General features: G+C 44.0%; 1 protein-coding gene and 2 pseudogenes. 2 read left to right on the forward strand and 1 reads right to left on the reverse strand.

Annotation, left to right across the window (positions count from 1 at the left end; genetic code table 11):
* Nucleotides 1-234 precede the first annotated feature (234 nt).
* Together CDZ78_RS19975 and CDZ78_RS23465 are read left to right on the forward strand one after the other, a co-directional pair.
* Nucleotides 235-1287: pseudogene (locus tag CDZ78_RS19975) on the forward strand (HsdM family class I SAM-dependent methyltransferase); the annotation flags it as partial.
* Between the two features lie 29 nt (nucleotides 1288-1316).
* A pseudogene (locus CDZ78_RS23465) lies at nucleotides 1317-1568 on the forward strand (restriction endonuclease subunit S); the annotation flags it as partial.
* On the opposite strand, the gene CDZ78_RS23470 reads toward CDZ78_RS23465, so the two are convergent.
* Nucleotides 1506-1727: a hypothetical protein gene (locus CDZ78_RS23470; RefSeq protein ID WP_244559310.1), complete on the reverse strand. Its 222-nt coding sequence runs from the start codon at nucleotides 1725-1727 to the stop codon at nucleotides 1506-1508. The pseudogene CDZ78_RS23465 and the gene CDZ78_RS23470 overlap by 63 nt on opposite strands.
* Nucleotides 1728-1820: the final 93 nt, after the last annotated feature.

Genomic DNA, 1820 nt, shown 5'->3' on the forward strand with positions numbered 1-1820 from the left:
GTCTCCAGAAGGCGCAGGGAAATTTGCCAATCCGAAGTGCGCGATAGCGCGCGAGGGAGGCTAAAATTTTATCCCGAATAGCCGTAGAGCCATTTGAGGTAGCCATGACTGAGCTGCTTTGTGCTCAGTCTGTGGCGGACGCAGGGCGGCTGGAGCATCTCCTATTCGCTGCGTAGGTGAACGAATTACGGCGACAGGAGTCCCGGAATTTCGTGAGGTAGCATGGCGCGCCTAATTGGCTTAACCACCGATTTTACCGGTAAGCTCTTTAATGAAATGTATGGCTGGCTTGGTTTTTCGCAAGACAAACTTAATGATGTCGTGCTTACACCGTCTTATATTGCAACCCTTTTAGCAAAGCTAGCACGCGTTAATAAGGATTCGTATGTGTGGGATTTTGCCACGGGTTCAGCGGGGCTATTGGTTGCAGCAATGAATGAAATGCTGATCGATGCAAAAAACACCATCACCTCACCTGAAGAGCTCGCAAAAAAAGAAGCGGAAATAAAGGCTGAACAATTGCTCGGTTTAGAAATACTATCAAGTGTTTATATGTTGGCTATTCTCAATATGATTTTGATGGGGGATGGCAGCTCCAACATTCTAAACAAAGACTCTTTGCAGGATTTTGACGGAAAATATGGCTTTGGTGAAACGGATAAAAAATTTCCCGCTGATGCTTTTATCCTTAATCCGCCGTACTCTGCCCAAGGCAACGGTATGGAATTTGTCGAAAAAGCGTTGGGAATGATGAACAAAGGGTATGCCGCCATTATTATTCAAGGTTCATCTGGTTCAGGAAAAGCGGAAGCAATCAATCAGAAAATTCTAAAAAAACACACGCTATTGGCAAGCATCAAAATGCCGATAGACCTCTTCATTGGTAAATCCAGCGTGCAAACACACATCTACGTGTTTAAGGTAAACGAACCACATCATCAAGATGAAATGGTTAAGTTTATCGACTTTTCAAACGATGGCTATACACGCACCAACCGGAAAAAATCCAGCAATAACCTCAAAGATACGGATCGCGCTAAAGAACGCTATGAAGAGCTAATCAGTTTAGTGCGCTTTGGTAAAAGTAAACTCACTATTTTTACCGAAAATGAATATTACGAAAACACCATTGATCCCAAAAACGGGGCTGACTGGAATCAGTCTATACCCGTTGACACTAAGCCTACATTGCAGGATTTTAAGAAAACGGTCGGTGATTATTTGGCTTGGGAAGTTTCCAATTTACTGAAACAACAAGCGGGTGAAAGCAAAACAGCGGAAAAGTAGACTCCCCACTTAACGAGAAACTGAAACATGTTGAGTGGGGAGAGTTTAAATTATGCACTTTATTTGAAGTCAACACCCCTAAAAAACGATTTGATGCCAACAAGATAACAGTTTTAACAACAGGAAAATTCCCCTACGTTGTTAGATTGGGTTCAAACAATGGGCAAAAAGGGTTCATTGATGAAGATGAGTCTTACTTAAATGAAGGCAATACAATTTCATTTGGACAAGATACTGCAACGATGTTTTATCAAGAAAATCCTTACTTCACGGGAGATAAGCGGGGAGTCGCTATTTTTGCGAAAGCTTGTTTTGGGCATCCCAGCCCAAGCAAGCGGCAAAAACTTAACGCGACCGCTAATGCCTTCGGCGCCCCAGACGTCCTGCGTACGTGCCACTTCGCCACTACCATCGTAAACTCGGTGCTGGCTTCGTAACACTCCCTCAAATGACTGGACGGCGTTTCGGAATGCCTTTTATTTTGTCTCCACCTACGCTAGCGCTACGATTCCGACAAAACAACGGCCCTACGC

Origin of the sequence: Bathymodiolus platifrons methanotrophic gill symbiont (assembly GCF_002189065.1) — a bacterium.
GTDB lineage: Bacteria > Pseudomonadota > Gammaproteobacteria > Methylococcales > Methylomonadaceae > Methyloprofundus.